This is a genomic window from Bacteroides difficilis (genome assembly GCF_048319815.1).
Lineage (GTDB): Bacteria > Bacteroidota > Bacteroidia > Bacteroidales > Bacteroidaceae > Bacteroides > Bacteroides zhangwenhongii.
Genome location: NZ_CP182814.1, coordinates 3,770,695 through 3,794,235 on the forward strand (window position 1 = coordinate 3,770,695; position 23,541 = coordinate 3,794,235).

The 23,541-nt window shown below is 39.3% G+C and carries 26 protein-coding genes and 2 tRNA genes; 13 read left to right on the forward strand and 15 right to left on the reverse strand.

Features of this window, described 5'->3' with window-relative positions; all coding sequences use genetic code 11:
- Window positions 1–65: 65 nt before the first annotated feature.
- On the reverse strand, window positions 66–1,118 hold the full coding sequence (locus ACNOGP_RS14535; RefSeq protein ID WP_186967675.1) for a DUF2776 domain-containing protein: 1,053 nt from the start codon (window positions 1,116–1,118) through the stop codon (window positions 66–68).
- Between the two features lie 210 nt (window positions 1,119–1,328).
- Between ACNOGP_RS14535 and ileS the strand changes: the two genes are divergently transcribed.
- From ileS to ACNOGP_RS14560, 5 genes are all read left to right on the forward strand, one after another.
- Window positions 1,329–4,817, forward strand: a complete 3,489-nt coding sequence (ileS, locus tag ACNOGP_RS14540) for an isoleucine--tRNA ligase (protein ID WP_418213120.1) — start codon at window positions 1,329–1,331, stop codon at window positions 4,815–4,817.
- Between the two features lie 35 nt (window positions 4,818–4,852).
- Window positions 4,853–5,233 (forward strand): TraR/DksA family transcriptional regulator, encoded by a 381-nt coding sequence (locus tag ACNOGP_RS14545; RefSeq protein ID WP_004295883.1) that lies wholly within the window; start codon window positions 4,853–4,855, stop codon window positions 5,231–5,233.
- A gap of 98 nt (window positions 5,234–5,331) precedes the next feature.
- Entirely contained in the window at window positions 5,332–5,985 is a 654-nt protein-coding gene (locus ACNOGP_RS14550) for a lipoprotein signal peptidase (protein ID WP_418213121.1), read from the forward strand.
- Window positions 5,978–7,057, forward strand: a complete 1,080-nt coding sequence (locus ACNOGP_RS14555; RefSeq protein WP_418213122.1) for a DUF4296 domain-containing protein — start codon at window positions 5,978–5,980, stop codon at window positions 7,055–7,057. The genes ACNOGP_RS14550 and ACNOGP_RS14555 overlap by 8 nt, the downstream gene beginning before the upstream one ends.
- Window positions 7,058–7,062: 5 nt before the next feature.
- Window positions 7,063–7,449, forward strand: coding sequence for a hypothetical protein (locus ACNOGP_RS14560; protein WP_418214766.1), 387 nt, complete (start codon window positions 7,063–7,065; stop codon window positions 7,447–7,449).
- Here the strand turns inward: ACNOGP_RS14560 and ACNOGP_RS14565 are convergent.
- Window positions 7,400–8,167, reverse strand: coding sequence for a TrmH family RNA methyltransferase (locus tag ACNOGP_RS14565; protein ID WP_418213123.1), 768 nt, complete (start codon window positions 8,165–8,167; stop codon window positions 7,400–7,402). The genes ACNOGP_RS14560 and ACNOGP_RS14565 overlap by 50 nt on opposite strands.
- 143 nt (window positions 8,168–8,310) lie before the next feature.
- On the opposite strand from ACNOGP_RS14565, the gene ACNOGP_RS14570 reads away from it, so the two are divergent.
- Entirely contained in the window at window positions 8,311–10,620 is a 2,310-nt protein-coding gene (locus ACNOGP_RS14570) for a BamA/TamA family outer membrane protein (protein ID WP_418213124.1), read from the forward strand.
- Here ACNOGP_RS14570 and ACNOGP_RS14575 read toward each other — a convergent pair.
- The 3 genes from ACNOGP_RS14575 to ACNOGP_RS14585 form a co-directional block, all read right to left on the reverse strand.
- Complete coding sequence (locus tag ACNOGP_RS14575) at window positions 10,574–11,026, reverse strand: hypothetical protein (RefSeq protein WP_143868626.1); 453 nt, start codon at window positions 11,024–11,026, stop codon at window positions 10,574–10,576. The genes ACNOGP_RS14570 and ACNOGP_RS14575 overlap by 47 nt on opposite strands.
- Before the next feature lie 115 nt (window positions 11,027–11,141).
- Window positions 11,142–11,693: a DUF3332 domain-containing protein gene (locus ACNOGP_RS14580; RefSeq protein WP_007748383.1), complete on the reverse strand. Its 552-nt coding sequence runs from the start codon at window positions 11,691–11,693 to the stop codon at window positions 11,142–11,144.
- A 101-nt stretch (window positions 11,694–11,794) separates the two neighbouring features.
- Window positions 11,795–12,235, reverse strand: a complete 441-nt coding sequence (locus ACNOGP_RS14585) for a DoxX family protein (protein ID WP_270490351.1) — start codon at window positions 12,233–12,235, stop codon at window positions 11,795–11,797.
- Between the two features lie 109 nt (window positions 12,236–12,344).
- On the opposite strand from ACNOGP_RS14585, the gene ACNOGP_RS14590 reads away from it, so the two are divergent.
- The gene (locus tag ACNOGP_RS14590; protein WP_007760590.1) at window positions 12,345–12,593 is read left to right on the forward strand and encodes a DUF6965 family protein; all 249 of its coding nucleotides are present in this window, start codon (window positions 12,345–12,347) and stop codon (window positions 12,591–12,593) included.
- A 190-nt stretch (window positions 12,594–12,783) separates the two neighbouring features.
- Here ACNOGP_RS14590 and ACNOGP_RS14595 read toward each other — a convergent pair whose 3' ends face one another.
- Window positions 12,784–13,203: a BT0820 family HAD-type phosphatase gene (locus ACNOGP_RS14595; protein WP_143868620.1), complete on the reverse strand. Its 420-nt coding sequence runs from the start codon at window positions 13,201–13,203 to the stop codon at window positions 12,784–12,786.
- 96 nt (window positions 13,204–13,299) lie between these two features.
- Between ACNOGP_RS14595 and ACNOGP_RS14600 the strand changes: the two genes are divergently transcribed.
- From ACNOGP_RS14600 to ACNOGP_RS14625, 6 genes are all read left to right on the forward strand, one after another.
- On the forward strand, window positions 13,300–14,688 hold the full coding sequence (locus tag ACNOGP_RS14600) for a peptide MFS transporter (RefSeq protein ID WP_195476607.1): 1,389 nt from the start codon (window positions 13,300–13,302) through the stop codon (window positions 14,686–14,688).
- Window positions 14,689–14,770: 82 nt separating this feature from the next.
- Window positions 14,771–15,574, forward strand: a complete 804-nt coding sequence (locus ACNOGP_RS14605) for an MBL fold metallo-hydrolase (protein WP_007760575.1) — start codon at window positions 14,771–14,773, stop codon at window positions 15,572–15,574.
- 89 nt (window positions 15,575–15,663) lie between these two features.
- Window positions 15,664–15,736 (forward strand) — tRNA-Lys (locus ACNOGP_RS14610).
- 29 nt (window positions 15,737–15,765) lie between these two features.
- Window positions 15,766–15,838, forward strand: a tRNA-Lys gene (locus tag ACNOGP_RS14615).
- 301 nt (window positions 15,839–16,139) lie between these two features.
- Window positions 16,140–17,279, forward strand: coding sequence for a site-specific integrase (locus ACNOGP_RS14620; protein WP_121764977.1), 1,140 nt, complete (start codon window positions 16,140–16,142; stop codon window positions 17,277–17,279).
- Window positions 17,276–17,446 carry a helix-turn-helix domain-containing protein gene (locus ACNOGP_RS14625; protein WP_008647907.1) on the forward strand — a complete coding sequence of 57 codons (171 nt, stop codon included), beginning with the start codon at window positions 17,276–17,278 and terminating at the stop codon, window positions 17,444–17,446. The genes ACNOGP_RS14620 and ACNOGP_RS14625 overlap by 4 nt, the downstream gene beginning before the upstream one ends.
- Window positions 17,447–17,580: 134 nt before the next feature.
- Here the strand turns inward: ACNOGP_RS14625 and ACNOGP_RS14630 are convergent, their stop codons facing one another.
- The 9 genes from ACNOGP_RS14630 to ACNOGP_RS14670 form a co-directional block, all read right to left on the reverse strand.
- Window positions 17,581–18,183 carry a GNAT family N-acetyltransferase gene (locus ACNOGP_RS14630; protein ID WP_121764978.1) on the reverse strand — a complete coding sequence of 201 codons (603 nt, stop codon included), beginning with the start codon at window positions 18,181–18,183 and terminating at the stop codon, window positions 17,581–17,583.
- Window positions 18,183–18,350: a hypothetical protein gene (locus tag ACNOGP_RS14635; RefSeq protein ID WP_008647903.1), complete on the reverse strand. Its 168-nt coding sequence runs from the start codon at window positions 18,348–18,350 to the stop codon at window positions 18,183–18,185. The genes ACNOGP_RS14630 and ACNOGP_RS14635 overlap by 1 nt, the downstream gene beginning before the upstream one ends.
- Window positions 18,351–18,531: 181 nt before the next feature.
- On the reverse strand, window positions 18,532–18,741 hold the full coding sequence (locus ACNOGP_RS14640) for a hypothetical protein (protein WP_128131944.1): 210 nt from the start codon (window positions 18,739–18,741) through the stop codon (window positions 18,532–18,534).
- Between the two features lie 109 nt (window positions 18,742–18,850).
- The gene (locus ACNOGP_RS14645; protein ID WP_121764980.1) at window positions 18,851–19,867 is read right to left on the reverse strand and encodes a hypothetical protein; all 1,017 of its coding nucleotides are present in this window, start codon (window positions 19,865–19,867) and stop codon (window positions 18,851–18,853) included.
- A 2-nt stretch (window positions 19,868–19,869) separates the two neighbouring features.
- Window positions 19,870–21,447, reverse strand: a complete 1,578-nt coding sequence (locus ACNOGP_RS14650; protein ID WP_121764981.1) for a phage terminase large subunit — start codon at window positions 21,445–21,447, stop codon at window positions 19,870–19,872.
- 92 nt (window positions 21,448–21,539) lie between these two features.
- Window positions 21,540–21,866, reverse strand: a complete 327-nt coding sequence (locus tag ACNOGP_RS14655) for an RNA-binding protein (protein WP_121764982.1) — start codon at window positions 21,864–21,866, stop codon at window positions 21,540–21,542.
- A gap of 49 nt (window positions 21,867–21,915) precedes the next feature.
- Complete coding sequence (locus ACNOGP_RS14660; RefSeq protein ID WP_121764983.1) at window positions 21,916–22,431, reverse strand: histidine kinase; 516 nt, start codon at window positions 22,429–22,431, stop codon at window positions 21,916–21,918.
- Window positions 22,428–22,856: a DUF5675 family protein gene (locus ACNOGP_RS14665; protein WP_120068740.1), complete on the reverse strand. Its 429-nt coding sequence runs from the start codon at window positions 22,854–22,856 to the stop codon at window positions 22,428–22,430. Before ACNOGP_RS14665 ends, ACNOGP_RS14660 begins: the two co-directional genes overlap by 4 nt.
- A 4-nt stretch (window positions 22,857–22,860) precedes the next feature.
- The gene (locus tag ACNOGP_RS14670; protein WP_121764984.1) at window positions 22,861–23,541 is read right to left on the reverse strand and encodes a hypothetical protein; all 681 of its coding nucleotides are present in this window, start codon (window positions 23,539–23,541) and stop codon (window positions 22,861–22,863) included.

The window sequence follows — 23,541 nt, forward strand, 5'->3', positions numbered from 1 at the left end:
ATTTAATCTTTAATCTGTGAAGGTTCGTGTAATCTGTGGTAAAAGAGCTTTGATTTATTCCCGTTTTATCCCTTCCCGGAAGTACCGCTTTCGAGGATACTGACGATGGAGAATAAGGTAAAACAGATAGCTCCCAGTCCCGATAAGACGCGGGCGGGAATGAAATAATCCGAATGTACAGTGGCAAGTTCAAATACAAATGCAGCCAAGAATAAGCAAGCCAATGCCGTCAGTACCGGAATTAAAGGAATGCGGTTGGCTAATTTGAATTCATGTCTCCATATTTTTGCCAGGAGGATTACTTTACTGGAGATGCTGTAGCATACTAAACCAAGTCCAAGCATGATATAGCCTGTAGTACCGTTTGTACTTCCTGAGTCTGCGAAAATTACAAAAAGCCCCCAAATGAAGGAAATAGATCCCATCAGTAACACTAACTTCGGCCATTGTGAACGTTCTTTTTCCGAATATACATTACGTATCTGTCGGGCTATAGTAGCTACTAACGCAATTAGGCTGGTACAAATACATGCAAGGCCTACCATTACATGACCTGCCACAAAGTAAGCCGGATGAACATGGCTGTTGGCTAATAAAACGAATGCCCATATCCATGCAACCAAAGATATGGTGATTACAACGGCTTCCATCGTACGTTCTTCACCCAAGGAAAAAGCTCCATCCGGAACTTCATGTCCTGTGCTTTTAGAGTTTTCGGGAATAAAAGAAAAGCGGGTGGAAGAAGTGGCGGCAGTGGCTACGCAGCCTGTAATAAATCCGACACCGGTTATTACATGACCGGCAACGAATGCTGAAGGAGAATCAGCTCCACTGAAGATGCATATTCCTGTGATGATTGTCGCAATAGCTGCCAGATAACCAAGGATCGGCAATCCATATTTTGCGGCTCTGTTATAAGTATGTATGATTTGCCGGATAATGGTAGCCGCCGTACAGAACAGCGCAATACATATCATACCTAGTGAAAAAACGACGGGACCTGCCACAACGCGACCTCCTGCATCTCCGTAACCGTAAATGAATGCTCCGTATCCGAAGCAAAAGAGTGCCATCACCAAAGGGATTGCTCTGAATAAAATACTAATACCGTAATTCATAAGATAAGTGCTTTTAGGTTTTTCAGTAGAACAAGGATAGGTCTGTTTTGTTTAGGTCACAGGCAGTTTAAATCGTTAACTTTATAGGATTCCGATTAAAAGTCTTTGCTTTTTGCTCAACTAAACAAATGTTTTTGTAAATTTGCACCCTTAAAAACGGGGATACCCCTCAAAGTGTAAATTGTAAATAGTAAAATCGTAGATATAGCTATGGGTAAGAGATTTACTGAGTATTCGCAGTTTGACCTTTCACAGGTGAACAAAGATGTGCTGAAGAAATGGGACGAAAACCAGGTTTTCGCCAAGAGTATGACAGAACGTGATGGCTGTCCTTCGTTCGTTTTTTTTGAAGGACCTCCCTCGGCTAATGGTATGCCAGGTATTCACCATGTAATGGCCCGTACGATTAAGGATATTTTCTGCCGTTACAAAACGATGAAAGGGTATCAGGTTAAGCGTAAAGCCGGATGGGATACGCATGGACTACCTGTAGAATTGGGTGTAGAAAAGGCGTTGGGTATCACAAAGGAGGATATCGGCAAGAAAATCTCCGTAGCCGAATATAATGCTGCTTGTCGCAAGGATGTGATGAAGTTTACTAAAGAATGGGAGGACTTGACTCACAAGATGGGATATTGGGTGGATATGAAACATCCCTATATCACGTATGACAACCGTTATATTGAAACCCTTTGGTGGCTGTTAAAGCAATTATATAAGAAAGGATTGTTGTATAAAGGATATACCATCCAGCCATATTCTCCGGCAGCAGGAACGGGGTTGAGTTCTCATGAGCTGAACCAGCCGGGATGTTACCGGGATGTGAAGGATACGACGATGGTTGCCCAATTCAAGATAAAGAACCCGAAACCGGAAATGACCGGATGGGGGACTCCTTATTTCCTTGCTTGGACCACTACTCCATGGACATTGCCTTCAAACACGGCACTCTGTGTCGGCCCGAAATTTGATTATGTGGTTGTACAGTCATACAATGCATATAATGGAGAACCGATTACGGTTGTTTTGGCTAAGGCGTTGTTAAATACTCACTTTAATCCGAAAGCTGCGGACTTGAATCTGGAGGATTACAAACCGGGAGATAAGTTGGTTCCGTTCAAGGTAGTGGCTGAATATAAAGGTACGGAACTGGTGGGTATGGAATATGAACAACTCATTCCTTGGGTGAAACCGATAGAGGTTTCCGAAGACGGAATGTGGAAAGTCAGCGATAAAGGCTTCCGGGTTATTCAAGGGGATTATGTGACGACGGAAGACGGTACGGGTATCGTGCACATTGCACCGACTTTTGGTGCGGATGATGCGAATGTGGCACGTGCGGCAGGTATTCCGTCATTGTTCATGATAAATAAGAAAGGTGAAACCCGCCCGATGGTAGATCTTACTGGTAAGTTCTATTTGTTGGATGAACTGGATGAAAGATTCGTCAAGGAATGCGTGGATGTAGATAAATATAAGGAATATCAAGGCGCATGGGTGAAGAATGCTTATGACCCGCAGTTTACGGTGGACGGAAAATATGATGAGAAGGCTGCCCAGGCTGCCGAATCTTTGGATATTGCTCTTTGCATGATGATGAAGGCTGGTAAGCAAGCTTTCAAAATAGAAAAGCACGTCCATAACTATCCGCACTGTTGGCGTACAGACAAACCGGTACTTTATTATCCGTTGGATAGCTGGTTTATCCGTTCTACAGCTTGCAAGGAGCGTATGATGGAATTGAACAAGACTATCAACTGGAAGCCGGAGTCTACCGGAACAGGACGCTTCGGTAAATGGCTGGAAAACTTGAATGACTGGAACTTAAGTCGTTCGCGTTATTGGGGAACTCCGCTTCCTATCTGGCGCACGGAAGATAATACGGACGAAAAGTGTATTGAATCCGTAGAGGAACTTTATAATGAAATAGAGAAATCGGTGGCTGCCGGATTCATGCAGTCGAACCCGTATAAGGATAAGGGATTTGTTCCGGGTGAATATACAGAGCAGAACTATGACAAGATTGACCTTCACCGTCCGTACGTGGATGACATTATTCTGGTTTCTAAAGACGGTAAGCCGATGAAGCGTGAAATGGACTTGATAGATGTTTGGTTCGATTCTGGTTCAATGCCATACGCACAGATCCATTATCCGTTTGAAAACAAGGAACTGTTGGATAGCCGTCAGGTATATCCTGCCGATTTCATTGCAGAAGGAGTGGATCAGACACGCGGATGGTTCTTCACATTGCATGCGATTGCCACTATGGTATTCGACAGTGTATCTTATAAAGCGGTAATTTCTAACGGATTAGTGTTGGATAAGAACGGTAACAAGATGTCCAAGCGTTTGGGTAATGCTGTCGATCCGTTTAGTACAATTGAGAAATATGGTTCTGACCCGTTGCGCTGGTATATGATTACCAACTCGTCTCCGTGGGATAACTTGAAATTCGATGTAGACGGAATAGAAGAAGTCCGCCGTAAATTCTTCGGTACTTTATATAATACCTATTCGTTCTTTGCGCTTTATGCCAATGTTGACGGATTTGAATATAAGGAAGCGGATGTGCCGATGGCGGAACGTCCGGAAATCGACCGTTGGATTCTGTCTGTATTGAACACGTTGATAAAAGAGGTAGATACCTGTTATAATGAATATGAGCCGACAAAAGCTGGACGTTTGATTTCCGACTTTGTGAATGATAATTTGTCCAATTGGTACGTTCGTCTGAATCGTAAACGTTTCTGGGGTGGTGAATTTACACAAGATAAACTGTCTGCATACCAGACATTGTATACATGTCTTGAGACAGTGGCTAAATTGATGTCGCCGATAGCTCCGTTCTATGCCGACAGGTTGTACACAGACTTGATTACAGCGACAGGACGTGATAATGTTGTGTCTGTCCACTTGGCTAAATTCCCGGAATACCAGGAAAATAGCATAAATAAAGAACTGGAAGCCCGTATGAAAATGGCGCAGGATGTAACGTCTATGGTATTGGCATTACGTCGTAAAGTGAATATCAAAGTGCGCCAACCTCTGCAATGTATCATGGTTCCGGTGGTAGATGAAGAACAGAAAGCCCATATCGAAGCGGTGAAGAACTTGATAATGAATGAGGTTAATGTCAAGGAAGTTAAATTTGTTGATGGTGCTGCCGGTGTATTGGTAAAGAAGGTGAAATGCGACTTTAAGAAATTGGGTCCGAAGTTTGGAAAACAAATGAAAGCAGTGGCTGCTGCTGTTGCCGGAATGTCGCAGGAAGCTATCGCCGAGCTGGAAAAGAATGGAAAATATGTGCTGAACCTGGATGGAGCGGAAGCTGTTATTGAAGCAGCGGATGTGGAAATCTTCAGTGAGGATATTCCGGGATGGCTGGTTGCCAATGAAGGTAAGCTGACCGTTGCGCTTGAAGTAACCGTTACCGAAGAGTTGCGGCGTGAGGGTATTGCCCGTGAATTGGTAAATCGTATTCAAAACATACGAAAATCAAGCGGTTTCGAGATTACAGACAAAATAAAAATAACAATCTCGAAAAATACGCAAACAGATGATGCGGTAAAGGAATATAATACTTATATTTGTAACCAAGTTTTAGGCACATCTTTAGAACTTGTAGATGAAGTGAAAGACGGTACAGAGCTTAACTTTGACGATTTCTCACTGTTCGTGAATGTGATAAAAGACTAATACTATATTGATTAACCTTTTAAAATTGTAAGATTATGGCAGAAAAGACTAGATACTCAGATGCGGAACTCGAAGAGTTCCGTGCCATTATTATGGAGAAACTGGAATTGGCCCAACGTGACTATGAACAGTTGAAGAAGAGTTTGATGGGATTGGACGGTAATGATACCGATGATACGTCTCCTACCTATAAAGTGTTGGAAGAAGGTGCGAATACGCTATCCAAAGAAGAAACAACCCGTCTGGCACAGCGCCAGTTGAAGTTCATACAAGGATTGCAGGCAGCTTTGGTACGTATTGAGAATAAGACGTATGGTATCTGTCGTGAAACAGGAAAGTTGATTCCGGCAGAACGTCTGCGCGCTGTTCCTCATGCTACATTAAGCATTGAAGCAAAGAACAGCGGTAAAAAATAATAGATAGCTACACAAGCTACGAGTGACGAGCTACAAGTAGCTGCGCAAAGTTTACGCACGGCACTTGTAGCTCGTTATGTTTAATTTATAATGAACACATGAAGAAACTATTCACGAAAGGGAGAATCGCCCTGCTCGTTATCTTTTCCGTATTAATTATTGACCAGATCATTAAAATCTGGATTAAGACTCATATGTATTGGCATGAAAGCATACGTGTGACGGATTGGTTTTATATCTATTTCACCGAAAACAATGGAATGGCTTTCGGCATGGAGATTTTTGGGAAGTTGTTCCTGACCACTTTCCGTATTGTTGCGGTAGCGTTGATAGGGTGGTATCTCTACAAGATAATAAAAAAAGGATTCAAAACAGGTTATATTGTTTGTGTGGCTTTGATTCTGACCGGTGCTTTGGGTAATATTATAGATAGTGTCTTTTATGGAGTGATCTTCAATGAAAGCACACATTCGCAGATTGCAAGCTTTATGCCCGAAGGAGGAGGATATTCTACCTGGTTCTACGGTAAGGTTGTGGATATGTTCTACTTCCCGATTATAGATACGAGCTGGCCTGCTTGGATGCCGTTTGTGGGTGGCGAGCATTTTATATTCTTTAGTCCGATCTTTAATTTTGCTGATGCTGCTATTAGCTGTGGTATCATTGCTTTATTGCTTTTTTATAGTAAATATCTGAATGAGTCATATCATTCGTTGGATAAGGAAGAAAAGAAAAGTGTGAATCATGAATAATAAGTTTCGGTTTCATCTGTGTCTTGTCTGCATAGTGGTTTTTGCGATAGCCGGGTGTAAAGTGAAAAGACCCGGTGGGGTAATCCCTGAATCAGAGATGGAGAATTTGTTATACGATTACCATCTGGCAAAGTCTATGGGGGATAACCTTCCTTATAGCGAGAACTATAAGAAAGCGTTGTATCTTGATGCCGTCTTTCGGAAACACGGAACTACGCAGGCTGTGTTTGATTCGTCTATGGTGTGGTACACACGTAACACAGAAGTGTTGTCGAAAATTTATGAGAAGGTAAAGGTACGTTTGAAAAGTGAGCAGGAACTTGTTGGCGATCTGATAGCCAAGCGTGATAAGAAACCGAAAACAACCAAACAAGGAGACAGCATTGATGTATGGCCGTGGCAGCGTATGGTGCGCCTCACAGGTGAGATGATGAACAATCAATATGTGTTTACCTTGCCGACTGACTCTAACTATAAAGATCGGGATACGTTGGTGTGGGAAGTGCGGTATCGTTTTCTGGAACCGATGTTGGCCGATTCTTTAAGAACTGTCACTATGGCAATGCAGGTGATTTACGAAAAAGATACAGTTAGTCATTGGACAACAGTGACCGAGCCCGGAGTTCAGAAAATCCGTCTTTTTGCAGATACATTGGGACAGATGAAAGAGATAAAAGGCTTCATTTACTATCCGTTGGAAAGACAGGAAAAAGCAGGGGCATTGTTGGCCGATTGCTTTAGCATGACCCGTTATCATTGTACGGATACACTTGCTTTTGCTGTCCGTGATTCGCTGAATAAGATAAAAGCTTTGGAAGCTGATTCTTTGAAGAAACTCTCCGATCATAAGGCTGATTCTTTGGAGAGAGTAGTGGAGAAGGAGAAGGGTAAAGAAGATGTTCAACGATTGACACCGGAAGAAATGAACCGCCGCCGTACGGGAACACATCGTGAGAAGAAGCCGGAGCAGATCGAAGTGGAACAACATATCCAGCAGGAAAGAATGGAACAGCGCAAGGAACGCCAGATGAATCAACGCAGGCGTCAGCAGCAAAGACGTCAAACACGTTAGTCATGATGAAACGTTTTGCTTCTCATTATTTACTGATACCCAGTGTCGGATTCGTAAAGCAACAGGTAGTAGAGATAAGTGACGAAGGAGTTGCTCAAAATATATTTCCACTGACTGAAGAAGTGGAGTCCGTTGAATGGCTGCCGGGTGTAATTGTTTTGTTGCCTGTACATCAGATGGAAGAAATAAAAAATACCGGGATGGTTGCTAAAAACATCCCGGTATTTCAACAGAATCTTCCTGTTCTTATAGCTGCGTCTTCTTGTACTTTGAACGACTTTCTTGATACATCCCGGAAGAATGGAGAAGTATTGTTTCCTTATTTGTTTTATCCCTTTGATTTTACTTCCATGCGGCCTGTCGACGGAACTCGGCACAGATTACTGCGGTAGCAATGGCTACATTGAGCGATTCGGATGTTTCCTGGCCTTGTGGGTAATTGGGAATATACAGTTTTCTATTGATTAACGCTTCCACTTCTTTCCCTATGCCGTTTCCTTCATTTCCCATCACAATCAATCCATTAGCGGCTAATGGTTGCTCGTACATATTTTGTCCATCCAAAAAAGTACCGAACACGGGTATCTCTTTGCTTTGCGAACGGATAAAATCCGGAAGAGAAGTGTAATGTACCCTTACTCGGGCAATTCCACCCATAGTGGCTTGTACTGTCTTGGGGTTATAAACGTCTACTGTGTTCTGTGAGCAAATAATGTCTTCAATCCCGAACCAATCGGCCAGACGAATAATCGTCCCCAGATTTCCGGGATCCTGAACATCGTCTAATGCCAGACAAAGGGAGTGACGGGCAATATCCGGAGTTAGTGTATATTTCGGTTGCTCAAAGACGGCAAGTACCTGTTGGGGAGTTTTTAAGAGACTTGCCCGTGAAAGTTCCTCTTGAGAGACTTCTGCTATCTCGCCCGCATATATATTGGGATGACTTTGAAGCCATAATGAGGTTGCGGCCAGAAAACGGCAAGGAAAATATTCGAGTAAATCGCCTACCAGTTTTGGGCCCTCAGCTAGAAATACTCGTTCTTCTTTACGTGTTTTCTTTTGTTCCAGCGAGTGTATATACTTTATTTTATTCTTACTAAGTGGTGCCATAGATTTGATATTCTTTTGCAAAGCTATAAAGATATTTCCAATCTGCCTTTACTTTCCTCTCTTTTTCTTAAATTATTTTCCCTATCGGAAAATATAATTTATCTTTGTAATCACTTTTTTTATGCTATCGATGTAAGAACCGTATGAGGAGAGATTTTCTTTGTTTGCTTGCTTCTGTTGCTGTCTTGTCACTTGCTTCGTGCACTGCCACCAAGTTTGTGCCGGATGGTTCATATCTGTTGGATGAAGTCAAAATTCGTACGGATGAGAAAAGTATCCGCCCTTCTTCATTGAAAATGTATGTTCGTCAGAATCCTAATGCCAAGTGGTTTAGTCTGATAAAGACCCAGCTTTACGTTTACAATCTTTCCGGACGTGATTCTACTAAGTGGGGAAATAAGTTTTTGCGGAGAATAGGTGATGCTCCCGTGATATATAATGAGGATGAAGCATTGCGTTCTGAAGAGGAAATCACGAAGGCTGTGCATAATATGGGATATATGGCAGCTACCGTAAAACGTTCGACAAAGATAAAAAAGAAGAAGATAAAATTATACTATGACGTGACTGCGGGAAAGCCGTATGTTGTTCAGTCCATTAAATATAATATATCCGATCCTAAAATAGAAGCGCTTCTCAAGCAGGATTCAGCCAGGAGTCTGTTGAAACAGGGAATGTATTTTGATGTAAATGTATTGGATGCGGACAGGCAACGTATCACGGATAAATTGTTGCAAAACGGTTATTATAAATTTAATAAGGACTATATAGGCTATACTGCCGATACTGTCCGTAATACCTATAAGGTCGATTTGACTCAGTTTTTGCGGCCTTACAAGGCTCATACGAATGATTCGGCACGAGCACATCAGCAATATTGGATCAATAAGATTAATTTTATCACTGATTATGATGTTCTGCAATCTTCGGCATTGAGCAGTGTGGAAATCAACGACTCTATTCATTATACAGGATATCCTATTTTTTATAAAGATAAACTTTATTTGCGCCCCAAAGTGTTGACGGATAACCTTCGTTTTAGTCCCGGAGATTTGTATAATGAACGCGATGTACAGCAAACATACTCCAGCTTTGGGCGTTTGTCGGCGTTGAAATATACTAATATCCGTTTCTTTGAGACTCAGTTAGGAGATTCGACAATGCTCGATTGCTATGTAATGCTGACAAAAAGCAAGCATAAGTCTGTATCGTTTGAGGTGGAAGGTACGAATTCCGCCGGAGACTTGGGGGCGGCTGCTTCAGTCGCTTTTCAGAATAGGAATCTATTTCGTGGTTCGGAGACTTTTATGATAAAGTTTCGCGGGGCATACGAGGTGATCTCCGGACTTCAGGCAGGCTATTCGAATAACAACTATACCGAATACGGGGTGGAGACGAGCATTAATTTTCCTAACTTCTTGTTTCCCTTTCTTTCTTCTGACTTTAAACGTAAGATCAGGGCTACCACTGAGTTCGGGTTGCAGTATAATTATCAGTTACGGCCGGAGTTTCTGCGGACGATGGCATCTGCCAACTGGAGTTATAAATGGACGCAACGCCAGAAAATTCAACATCGTATCGATTTGATTAATATTGGTTTTCTCTATTTGCCGCGTATTTCAGACAGATTCAGAGAAGATTATATCAATAAAGGGCAAAATCATATATTCCAATATAATTATCAAGACCGCTTGATTGTAAATATGGGATATAGTTACAATTATAATAGTGTAGGTGGATCTATCGTCAATAATACGATTGCTTCTAATTCATATTCTATCCGCTTTAATTTCGAGTCTGCGGGAAATATATTGTATGCCTTGTCCAAAGTTGCCAATATCCGGAAGAATGATAATGGTGAGTATGCCATTCTGGGAATTCCCTATGCCCAATATCTGAAAGGTGAATTTGATTTCGCAAAGAATATACGGATTGACCACCGTAACTCATTCGCGTTTCACGCCGGTTTGGGAATTGCAGTACCCTATGGGAATGCGAAAACAATTCCGTTTGAGAAACAATATTTTTCCGGAGGAGCTAATAGTGTACGTGGATGGGCCGTGCGTGATTTAGGACCGGGTTCTTTCTCCGGAAATGGAAACCTGTTGGACCAATCGGGAGATATTAAACTGGATGCGAGTATTGAATATCGGAGTAAACTGTTTTGGAAATTTCAAGGAGCCGTATTTGTGGATGCAGGTAATATCTGGACGATCCGTAACTATGCAAATCAGCCCGGAGGTGTTTTTAAATTCGACAAATTCTATAAGCAAATAGCAGTTGCTTATGGCTTAGGTTTACGGCTTGACCTGGATTTCTTTATTCTTCGTTTTGACGGAGGCATGAAAGCGGTTAATCCGGCTTTTGAAACAAAGAAAGAGCGTTTCCCTATTATTCATCCTAAGTTTAGTCGTGATTTCGCTTTCCATTTTGCCGTGGGATATCCATTCTGATTAACCATTTATTACGTTCCCTCATTAGTTCGAGCGTGTCTTGCAGAACACTTATTTGTTGCATTTCCCCACTGATGGGACTTATAATATGCGCATTTTTTATTTCGCAAACAACCGTTGCTCTTTCGGAATTAGCATCTATTTCACTGGAAACGACAGATACTTTGGCTGTTCCCTGTGCTTTTAATTGTTCTATATGCTTCTGCTGTATATTGGAGGCTAAAAAGCTAAGATAGGATAGGGAAGAAGGAGTGCTCCACTCTTCGGCAACCGGATAATTGAAGTTATAAAAGGCTTCGCAAAAGTCTACGGCTGTTTGCTCTATTTGGCTTTTGGGCGTTTGTTGCTGACAAGATAAGCAAATGAATGAAAATATAGATAGGATATGTATGTGCAATTTATTCATAACATTAAATTTATATGATTAAAAATGATATTATAGTTGGTAATGAGTATGAAAAAAAGGAGATGAAACAAAGTCGAGTTCCATCTCCTTTATTATATATTCTTGGGTTGTTATGTTAACGGGCTGCAAACATGAGATTGCTTGTAGTAGCTTGGCGAGCTGCCATCATACCTTGAGCATCCAGAGTTACATTCATTTTCTCACCGTTCGGCAAGAACAAGTCAGCAGTACCGTCATTATTCATTTTTACAAGTTCAGCACTTTCACCGTTTGCAACAACGTTCCATGTATTGGCTTCTTTGTCGTAAATCAGATCCATAGAAGCAGTTTCTCCTTCTTTAGTGATAGAGTAGCCGTTTTCTAGCGTTTTTACCATATAGTTACCGTTTTCTCCTTTAACTTTCTTTACGTCACCTACATTAGCCATAGGATTGGAACCACTCCAGAATTCAATAGAGTTGATTACTAAAGCATCGGCAAGGTAAGCTACACCATAGACCGGTACAATGTTGAAAGCTAAAAACACAAGTTCATTTACAAATTTGTTACCAAGAGACTGATTCCAAGTTGTCAGGCGGTTAAATAAGCCGAATGAACCTACACAGGAACTAAATAATAGGCTGCCGCTAAGTACTGCCGCAACCAAAAACATTTTGTTTCTTTTCATGTCAGAAAGTTTTTTAGTTAATAAAAAATATTTATATTGCTTCTTTTGTGTACCTGCAAATATAATACTTTTTTGTTTATTTAGGTTATAATCCCTGTTTTTTATGATCTTAATTTTCGGCGTGCCATTTCATTTCCGATGATATGATCGATGGAGAATTTGCCGGGTCCGGCGATATACATGATTATAAATACAATTAAGTAAATGAAAGCCAATTCTTTGACTGCAAATGCATCATTGGCATGAACGATAAAAAATGCCACTATCATCGTGAAAATCATCGGAATCATTGCCAAACGATACAAAAAGCCGATGATAAATGCCATTGAGCATACCAATTCGCCGAAAATGGCTAACCCGAGAGAAATGGGGCTGCCTAATCCCAGTGGATCTGGAAAAACGGCAGATAATTCTTGAAAGTTACTCCATTTTTGTATTCCGTGATTCATCAATAATACTCCGAAGATAATCCGGACTACTAGTAGCAACAAAGATGTTTTTGTTGTGTTGGGTTTTGTTGGAAATAAAAAGTTATAAATCATAAGATATTCTATTTTAAGTTTGTTCTTATTTATGATAAACATAAGAAATCTTGATTTTGTTCTCATAATCTTATAATAAACTTTGTATCTTTGTAGAAAAATGTGTGATATGGAACAGCATACTTATGATAATGAGTCCGTTCAGGAATTGCTGGATTGGGCAAAAAAAATGGTTGAGACTGATAATTACCCGACAGAGAGATTTCAGATCAATAAGTGTACAACAATTATTGATGGCAAACATTATCTGGAAACATTGATTGCAATGATTTCCAGAAATTGGGAAAACCCGACTTTTCATCCCACTATAGAGCAATTGTGGGAGTTTAGAGAAAAGTGGGAGAATAGAGGCGCATAAATAAAAGTGCACTCTAATCACGCCTGACAAGAGTGCACAACAAACAAAACAAACAAAATTAACATATTATACTCGTATCTTCAGAGATTACGAGAAATAAGGATATGCAAATATACACCGAATAATCTCAATAATTGATTATTTAATCACATTTTTTATGTATATAGTCATTTATTTATCATTTTAAGTGTTAAAAGGGCAACCATCTTTTCTTTTTCTTCAAAGGCTGCTGCTCATCATCATTTTGGCTATATATATCCGCAAATGTTTTTTTCTTCTTTATCATTTCATAAATAAGCCCCCAATCCGGTAGACCGCCTAGATTGCGGTCGTCAATGAATAAATCGGCTTTTAATTTGCGGGAAAAGCCTTGATGGCTTTTTTGTTCTTCAGGATAATCCTTGTTGACCGCATAGAACTCCAGACCTCTGGCTTTACACCATTCGACAGCTTCTTCCAAGAGTGTTCCTTCACGCACGCTCCACAATATTAAGCGGTGCTTTTCTTGTTGCAATAACTTTAATGTATCGATGGCGAACGGAATTTCTTCACCAATGCGTGGATAACGATGTTCTACAATCGTTCCGTCAAAATCAACAGCTATAATCATAGTTTTCTAGTACCTAATTTCTGACAAAGATACAGACAGTAAGCTAAAAAAACGTATCTTTGCCCCGAATTAACATTTTAACAAAAATATAAATACATGGACAATTCCCCTCAGCGTGCTGCTAAAGGCTTTACGAGAGCTTTCTGGGTCAGCAACACAGTCGAACTGTTTGAGCGTATGGCATATTATGCCGTTTTTATCGTTCTCACTATTTATCTATCTTCCATTTTAGGTTTTAACGATTTCGAAGCAAGTATGATTTCCGGGCTTTTTTCCGGAGGTTTATATCTGCTTCCTATTTTTTCCGGGGCCTATGCCGACAAAATCGGTTTCCGGAAATCAATGATTATAGCATTCTCCTTATTATCTGCCGGATATTTGGGGCTAGGTGTGTTGCCCACTTTGCTGGAAGCTGCAGGGCTGGTTAGTTATGGCGTTACTACTCAATTTAATGGTTTGCCTGATAGTTATACCCGGTGGATCATTGTTCCGGTTTTATTTGTGCTTATGGTGGGAGGCTCCTTCATTAAGTCTATCATCTCCGCTTCTGTGGCTAAAGAAACAACAGAAGCAACCCGTGCCCGTGGTTATTCCATCTTTTATATGATGGTAAATGTGGGTGCTTTCACCGGTAAAACGATAATCGACCCTTTGCGTAACGTCATTGGTGAGCAAGCATATATCTATATTAATTATTTTTCCGGTACGATGACAGTTATTGCTTTGCTTGCTGTTATTTTCCTTTATAAATCAACGCACACGGCAGGCGAAGGAAAAACACTCCGTGAGATTGGGCAAGGGTTTATGCGAATCATTACAAACTGGCGTTTGTTGATTCTTATTCTGATTGTTACCGGTTTCTGGATGGTACAGCAGCAACTTTATGCCACTATGCCCAAGTATGTGATTCGTATGGCCGGAGAGACGGCAAGACCGGGTTGGATTGCTAATGTGAATCCGTTTGTGGTGGTTTGTTGCGTTAGTTTTATCACACGTCTGATGGCAAAACGCAGTGCGATTACTTCGATGAATGTGGGGATGTTTCTGATTCCTGTTTCTGCGTTGCTGATGGCGTGCGGGAATTTGCTGGGCAATGATCTTATTGCCGGTATGAGCAATATTACTCTGATGATGATTGCGGGTATAGTGGTGCAGGCACTTGCCGAATGTTTTATTTCACCGCGTTATTTGGAATATTTCTCTTTGCAGGCTCCTAAAGGAGAAGAAGGAATGTATTTAGGGTTCAGCCATTTGCATTCGTTTCTTTCTTCTATTTTCGGTTTTGGTCTGGCGGGAATTCTGCTCACTAAGTATTGTCCGGATCCTGCTTTGTTCGAGACACGGGCAGCGTGGGAGGCAGCTAGCGTAAATGCTCATTATATATGGTATTATTTTGCTGCCATAGGGCTGATTGCAGCTGTGGCATTACTGTTATTTGCAAAAATCACCGAATCCATCGACAAAAAGAAGAAAGCTTCTCGGTAATTCTCTTCTTTTTTACGTATATTTGCCGTCACTTTGCTGTAAAAGTTGACGGCATTTTGCATTTTAATAAAGAAGATAAAACATGAAAGTAAAATTTATAAGCCTGGCGAGTGGCAGTAGTGGGAACTGTTATTATCTGGGTACCGAAACTTATGGGATACTGATAGATGCAGGAATTGGTATACGTACAATCAAGAAAGTACTGAAAGATTATAATATCCTGATGGATAGTATCCGTGCGGTATTTATAACCCACGATCATGCTGACCACATTAAAGCAGTGGGTAATCTGGGAGAAAAAATGAATATTCCTGTTTATACAACCGCCCGTATTCATGCCGGAATTAATCGTAGTTATTGTATGACAGAGAAACTCAGTTCGTCAGTCCGTTATTTGGAAAAGCAGGAACCCATGATGTTGGAGGATTTTCGTATCGAGTCTTTTGAGGTGCCACATGATGGAACGGACAATGTTGGATATTGCATTGAGATTGACGGCAAAGTCTTTTCTTTCTTGACGGACCTTGGAGAAATTACTCCTACGGCTGCCCATTATATCAGTAAAGCTCATTATCTGATACTTGAAGCCAACTACGATGAGGAAATGCTTAAGATGGGGCCTTATCCTCAATATCTGAAGGAACGGATTGCGAGTAGGACCGGACACATGAGTAACTCTGATACGGCGGAGTTTTTGGCGGAAAATATCACTGAACATTTGCGATATATTTGGTTGTGTCATTTAAGCAAAGACAATAATCATCCGGAATTGGCTTTCAAAACAGTAGAATGGAAATTAAAGAACAAAGGAGTAATCGTCGGCAAAGATGTGCAACTGCTTGCTTTAAAGCGAAATACACCTTCCGAGCTCTATGTGTTCGAATAAAAGCGGAAAAAAGATAGTAAAAAAGCTGCATTATTGTTTGGTCAAATAAAATAAAAGACCTACTTTTGCAACCGCAAACGAGGAAATAAGCACTCTTAGCTCAGTTGGTAGAGCAACTGACTCTTAATCAGTGGGTCCAGGGTTCGAATCCCTGAGGGTGTACAAATTCCGAGTTGCAATGAAAAAAAGTTGCACTCTTAGCTCAGTTGGTAGAGCAACTGACTCTTAATCAGTGGGTCCAGGGTTCGAATCCCTGAGGGTGTACGAAGAATAAGGAGGTTTTAGCCTCCTTATTTTGTTGGTTTACAGCAGATTAATTGAATAGATGTTATATAAATTGACATCTAAAGGAGTATCAAAAGATAGTACTAATTACGTCAAACTACGACAAGGTATAGTAAATAGTGACATATTTGTGATACCAATGCGATACTAGGGAGTGATACCGGTGTGATACCAATGTGATACCAATGTGATACCCGGTGTGATACCCGGTGTGATACCAGACGTAAATCTTCCCAATTTCTCCTTATCTACATTTATCAATCATACTTAAAGTAAAAGTATGAACAATGTATCTGTACGGCTCGTCTTTGATAGAAAGCACGTAGCCACCAAAAAACGCCAATCCTCCGTACAAATGGAGGTAACTTATCAGCGGAAACGCAAGTATGTCGGAACTGGCATAAAACTCTATTCCGACCAGTGGGGCAAAGACCTGAAAGTTAAAAATCACCCCCAGTCATTAGTGTTCAACCAAAAGTTGAACGATATGGTGTCAGGGATATATGATTTTGTCTATCAGCTCTCATCTCAAAACATTCCTTTCACCTTTGAAAGATTGGAACGGTATTTGAACAATTCGGAATCCGGAACCACAAATTCATTTCTGTCCTTTATGGAGAAACGGATATACGAACGGCAAGTCACTGATTCAACGAAGCAAAGGCAGAAGTGTGTACTAAAAGCACTGAAAGAATTTGGCAGGATTAAAGATTTTACTGATATTTGTGACGAAAATATCAGAGCATACGATGAATTCGCTAAAAAACGATGCAAATGCCAGTCTTCGGTGTATAATTATCACAAGATACTGAAAGTGTTTGTAAGAGAAGCATACGCGGCTCATTTGATTTCAGAGAATCCATATCAGAATTTCAAATTAGATCGCGGCAAACGTGTAGCAAGAAAGTTCTTGACTAAAGAGGAGCTAGCTAAACTCGAAACTAAACAAATTGATGATATGTGCCTGAATCGTGTGAGAGATCTTTTCCTGTTTTGTTGCTATACTGGTTTGGCGTATGCGGATTTGGCAATTTTCAACTTCAAAGATGCTATAATGACAGACGGAATGTATAGAATACGAGATGAGAGAATAAAAACCGGAACTCCTTATAATATATCACTCATGGATAAAGTCATGAATATATTAAAGAAGTATGAGTTTAAGTTGCCTGTTATATCTAACCAGAAGTACAATTCATATTTAAAAATTCTGGGGGCGTTCTGTGAAATAAAGAAGAAGCTGACGAGTCACGTTGCCCGGCATACCTTTGCCACTACTGTTGCATTAGCTAATGGTGTGAGGATTGAAGTTATCAGCAAAATGCTTGGACATACGAATATCCAGACTACGCAGCTATATGCGCATATATATCAGGCTGAAGTAGACAAAGAGTTTGAACGACTTAACAATATTGTATGAAGATGAAACTTGTCACTGTAAGAGAAGCGGCTGATTTTCTTCGTATATCTTACAGAACAGCTCAACGATACTTGGCTGAAGGAAGAATACCATACACCAAGCCAGCCGGTCGAGTATTGATAAAGGAGCAAGACTTGATGAACTTCGTCAATATGACGAATAGATAAAAATATATGCCTCGGTTACTTTGCACTGTGTGTCATTTATGACCTATCAAAATAGGTAAAAGCCCAGATTACTGTTTTGACACATGGTATTCACCCTAAGTGACCGGGGTAATTTTTTGTTAGAAGAAAACAAATTATGATTTTAGGATAATCAAATCAAAATACATTAAACGAGTACGTTTATACTCTGGTTCTAGGTCTAGTTTCATGTATTCTATTTCATCTGCAATATTTTCAAATATAAATTTGAATCCATTACGCTGATAAAAATCTATCACTTTTTGATGATTGGCAGCATCAACAATAATATAACGGCATCCTGTCTTATTTAATGGATCAATAAACCAACCTTTTATAAAAGACAAAATTTCATCACCAATATGCTTTCCGGCAAAGGAATCAAATACAGCTAATTGTCCAACTAATACAGCTGGATATTGAGAGTTGCGTTTAATATTGGGGATTGGGCGATTTATTTTGTTTTTTATATTTTTAGGTAAGGACGAAACGGGCAACATTGAATTGGATACGGTAAATGCTGCAACTAATTCTAAAGAAGTGTCAGCCTTGACGAAACCGTATGATTTACCAAGTAATTGATTGTTGTAATTTTCAAAATCATTTTTGAAGAAGTTTTCAATATCCTTATCGTGAGCGCATGAAAAGTCAGAACAGTTCTCTATTAGAGGTCTGCTCCATTCAACAAATTCGCAATTATCTTCGATGAATGTGCCCACTATTTGAATTTACGAAGGTTTGATTTTTCCAAAATTCTTTTGGTCATTTCTACTTCACGTGAAAAATCAACGGTCCCTCGTTTTTTCTCATTCTCACGGGCAATCTTTTCAAATTTTTCTGCGACTTTGCCAGTTAATGTTGGTATTGGTTTGATATAAACTGCCATAAATCAATTATTTTACGAGACAAAGATACAACATTAGTTTTACTTTTTCTTGCAGCATCATTAAAATCATCTTTATCAGCACTACTTTTAACACAAAGTTCAGTATCTACAGCAGCATTAACAAGAATACGGTGAATAACATCACTATTACCCACCGTATCATTTAATCTAAGAGTAGTACTTACAGCACTCCTAGCAGAAGTCCTATGACTCCCCAGATTATATCATGCCAATCAGCTACCCCTTTCCTTATCCATTTGTCTAAAACAACTTCTTTGGCGACAAGTATAATCAGAGTGATTAGTATGGCACTCCAAACAGGTATAAGGTATTTGAGTACATCATAAATCAAGATGCCAGCAATCAAATGCTGGGCACCGTCCATTCTCATGTGGTTAAAGCAGAATTCATCTATTTTCTGCCTAATTTTTTTTAGAAAATCCATGTAGCTTTTGAGGTTAATTTTTAATTTTGAGATGAGGTTATCATTTAAAACCGTTTCATACATGCCAAGGGTTTTGATATGGGTCATAAGATGTTTGAAAGGTTGCCATCTGCCAATCAGTAATAGGTTCTTTCTTATTATCAATTTTTCTTGGAATTTGAGGATTTAATTTTAGCCTGGAAGCGTCTTTTAACCATTGCATAGAATGGTCGTAGTCATCTATTCGTACAGTACTGATATTGTTCGGAGAAATCAGTTTGTGCAACTCGTATAATGACAGTTGAACCATGTGACGTTTCAGGTTATAGTTTCTTGGGTCATGGTATCTGATATTCTTTTCCAGTTCCGGTACATCAGCATTGGGATTGATTATAGGATAATAAATTTTTCCTTTATATTCTACATATTCGTGTTCTGATAACTCATAAGAATTGAGTGAAGGGTCATATTCTCCAATCATCCCCCAGCAGTCAGACTCCATCGGATTGACCAGACAGTCATAATTATCCATTGTTAGCAAGGTGAAGAATTTGCCTTCATATTCTACAACTTCCCATTCATTGTATGGAACGGTGTCCCACTTGTATGTATCAACCATTTCCCAGGCATTAACTTCCGGAATACGAATATCGTTGAAGTCTATGCCATTGGCGATGTCACATATATATGCCCGTCCTAAGAACTTTATCACATCTCCGGGACGATAGTTTTTCATCTGGCTGTATTGTTCTATTTTTCCCAGGTCAAGTATCTCTTCTGTTTCGTGCCAATAAGAAATAGGACAAGGAACTTTGTAACCATTGATAGCTTGAATTACTTCGCATATTTTTCCGTTATGGTAGAAATGACATCCTATAGGATAACTGATTCTTCGGTCATATTCAAAAATGAATTTGCCACGATTCAGTTCGCGTTCAATTTCATAATTTTCAGTAAGATAGTCCATGATAGACGCTTCGGCAGCTTGTTCTGCTTGTACAAAGCAATTATCATTGCCACGGGTCAACTGGGATAAAGCATCTTCCGTAATGATACCCAGATAATCGTTTTTGTTTAAAAACCTTCTATACATAATTAATATTCAAAAGTGTTATAGACTGGTGCTGTATATGTTTCAATTGTTGTTTTTTGATTTTGGAACCGTCTCCATGAGTCACAGAGAAACAATACCAACACATAATCCAAAATGTCCGATAAGTGCCCGTATTTTTCTTCTTTACCGCCAGTTTTGGGGTTTAATATCTTTTTCTTGGATTTGGTGCCGTCAGAGTTCTTCTGTTGGTATATCATATCTTCAGTAAATTTACGGCACCGTAGGTCTGCCATGAATTTCCAACCGTCAAACCCATTGAATATTGCGTTGACAAATTCCAACCTGGTGCTCTGTGGCGGCTGCTTCTGAAGTAGCTTTATACGTGGTCTTAATACATTGTTTTTCATGTTGTCCACTATAATAGTATAGTTGTTGACACCTTCTTCTGTTTGTGTGCTACGTGCCAGTCCAGCCGGGTCTCCTGTTATAATTATTCCACCTATATGCTGGTTCTGGAGGTGTTTGTCCCTTACTTTTTGAGATAATTTTGGGGTATTGTTTTCTTTGTTTTCTGGTTTACCTAAGTTTTCTTCCAGCAGATATATTTCTTTCTTTTCATAATTAATCTGCAACTCCATCTCGCTCATATATGGAGCGACATTAAAGTCCCATCCTGATATGATAGGTTTCATCGGATCATAAACTTTTTCTCGTAACCGTTCAATAAGATGTTTTTCGCCATCAAAATTCCAATATGCGGCCATAAGGTTTGAATCAACAAAATCCCAGTTTCCATATAAGAGCCTTTCTCGTGTTGCTCGATCCGTAATTTTGTTTAGGGCAGCAACATAGGTCTGTACAAACTGAATATCCGGATTGTCAAAAACAGAGAATGGTACGTATGCTTCGCCTTCTTTGCATAATACAGGATTTCCTTCATCGTCTTGTACAAAACGTGAACGTACCCAATTGATACAAGGGTTGGTTGACATCATCATTCTGGCAGTCTTAAATGTTTCTGCTGTACGCCAACGAAGACGAGAAAACAATACCTCAATAGCTCTTTCTGAAATTTCTGATACCTCATCTATGAATGCAATAGTATATTCTGAAGAACCGAAACGTTCAAAGTTAGGGTCTGAAGGTAAATCAACCATTTCTTGCATGATGATGACTGAATCATTCCAAAATGTCAATATTCCATCCAGATTGTTTATTTTGTAATTCACCCCTTCTTTTAGTCCCCATTCCTTGCATACTTTCTTTATAGTATTCCAAGTAGAACCTTTCAGGCTCTTTAAGGTTTTACGAGCAACAACGGCGCGTATATCTGGAAATCTCATACAGCTACTAACAAGCCAGCAGCTTCCTAAATAAGACTTTCCACCTCCAGCTGCACCACCTCCTAAAATAAGTTGTGGTAGATCTTCAGAGCCGCATGATGTGCAATATGGTTTATATTGTGGATTTCCTTTAATATCATGCCCAACCATTTTTTGTGATATATGCCCCCCACAATGAGGGCAATAGTCTGGTTGAAGTAATTTCCATAATTCATATTGTTTGGGGGATGGCTTGAAATCAATTTTTATGTTTGGTGCTTTTAATCCTACAGCCATATTGTTAATTTAAAACAATAAATGGGAATCCGTACAGTAAGACAGATTCCCATTCGTATGGAAGATATGATTGTGAGTAAAGAAGTAAGAAATCAATTTTGTGCTTCATTATAGATGCGTTCAACTACAGCCCACATTTCATCTGGCATTTGCTGTTCTGTAATAGCTTCACAAGCTCTACGCATATAATCCAGTTCTTCTTTAGAAAATTCTACCACTAACGGGGTTTCTGAATCTTTTTGAACGTTCCATTCAATTCGCTTTTCTTCCTTTTTTTCGACTATTTCATAGTCTTTTCTGTCTTGCTCTGAAATAGCAATTTTTCGGGCGATAGACTTTTTCAAATTAAAATCCATAAAATTTCCCCGCTCTGGAAAAATAGAAGGAATAAGCAATCTATCTTTGATATGTAAATCCATAACTTCTTAATGTTTTATCAAGAATAGTCTTTTGCTATAGAGGTGGTTGTTATAAATGATATAATTTTTTGATTTTAACAAGAAATATTGTTATTAGTGTTATAATTATTGCCGATAGATAAATCTTATCTTTATGTAAATCCCACCAACTTAATTCTATAGTCTTTCCTGATGATTTGCTAAGTTCATTAACCCTTTGGTATAGAGAGTCTAGCTTGGATGATATTTGTGATATGGTTATTGTCAATGTTTCAGCTGACTCTGTATGCTCGGTATCTTGTTTGTTTATATTAGTTGTACTTTGCTTTATTGGATATTGTTTTCCAGTAGAGTCTGGCATCGACAGATACACTGTTTTATTTTCTAACTTTAAATTACTCAATTTGTCTGCTGTTACTTTAGATTGTTTATCAATATCTATGTGCAGAGAGTCCAGTGAATTACGAAGTTGTTGCAATTCACTGGAGTAATCTATCTGCTGTTGCTTCTCCATATTTTTAGAAGCAGCGCATGAACCAAGCAACAGAATGCAAAGAATACAACTTATGATAGTAATTGGTCTCATACAATACTGATAGTAATGGGTTCCCCTCTTTTTTGTGCCTCTTCAATCTTTTTGTTAAGGCAATCGGAAGTATATCTTGATTCAGATAATCGGCCTACAGTTGAATTTTTCCCTACTAAAATGCAACCGGCACTGTCTGCGGCGGTGTTGCCACTATGTATGAGAATACCTTCAAAATGAGGAACATTTAATAATCTTGGAAGATTACGACCGAATTTGGGAGACCAGTTATAGATTATATTATAGGTTCCATACGGAATTGCTGACTCTCCATAAACTTTTTTCTCTCCATTATCGAATATTCCATTTTTATTTTTATCAACTATCCTGTCTTCTAGGGTATTACAGAAGAATTCATTATTGATGTATAGTCTGCCAATAGTATAAGTCTCTTTTGGCCATAGACGTTCTAATCTTAATTCCATAGTCTTAATCTTTTATTTGTGATAGTAATGTGGCTACTTTTATGCCACTGCTTCTGATATGTTTTCCAACCAGTTGTTTGTCCATCTTTTTGCCATTACAAAACGATAATCCAATAATTCCGGCAGGCTTTTCCCCATCATACAATGTCAATAAGGCTATTTCGCTAATATCGTTAGCTTGAAATTTGTAATATAAGCGTTGGTCTATTTTTTGAATATCATCCAGTCCACCATAAAAATATCCATCTTCCAACACTTTTGCCACAAGTTTGTATTTTGATAAACTAAAGTCGGCATAATCTTCATCAACATTTGATATACTATCCCTAACTTCTTCAATTCGCATTGAACCGAAAAGGAATGGTAATCCTGTTGTCAGATTTTTACTTCCATTATGAAATTCTATTAACCATGCCCGGTCAGCATTAGTGGTAAATATCATTTTAGATAAAATATGGCGAATATTGGAATCCGCAGATAATCTTGTATTTACTAGGTGGTCATGTTGGGCAGTTGTTATTTCGGACATACGATCTAATAGATACTTTGGATTTAATGCGAAAAATATGATGTAACCGCTTAAAAACAACAGAAATAGTCCTTTTATAATGCTGAAAAAGCCATATCTCTTTTGTAGGTTAAGCAATTTTTGAAGCCATCCGATGCCTTTATCCAACTGTTCCAT